The sequence below is a fragment of the Acinetobacter sp. EKM10A genome, from assembly GCF_011075215.1.
Taxonomy (GTDB): domain Bacteria; phylum Pseudomonadota; class Gammaproteobacteria; order Pseudomonadales; family Moraxellaceae; genus Acinetobacter; species Acinetobacter baumannii.
Genome location: NZ_JAALLK010000057.1, coordinates 1 through 225 on the forward strand (window position 1 = coordinate 1; position 225 = coordinate 225).

At 53.8% G+C, this 225-nt stretch carries 2 tRNA genes; both read left to right on the top strand.

The features are described from left to right. A tRNA-Asp gene (locus G9371_RS19060) sits at positions 1 to 77 on the top strand. Positions 78 to 143: 66 nt separating this feature from the next. After that, positions 144 to 219: transfer RNA gene (locus G9371_RS19065), tRNA-Val, on the top strand. Positions 220 to 225: the final 6 nt, after the last annotated feature.

The following is a 225-nucleotide window of genomic DNA, read 5'->3' on the forward strand; positions in this document are numbered from 1 at the left end:
GCAGCGGTAGTTCAGTTGGTTAGAATACCGGCCTGTCACGCCGGGGGTCGCGGGTTCGAGCCCCGTCCGCTGCGCCATTCTCTTGATTCCCTGATCTAGAGGATGTAATGTATAAAGACTGCGATTGTTGTCTTTTTCAATCAGGGCGCTTAGCTCAGTTGGTAGAGCGTCTGCCTTACAAGCAGAATGTCGGCGGTTCGATCCCGTCAGCGCCCACCATAATTT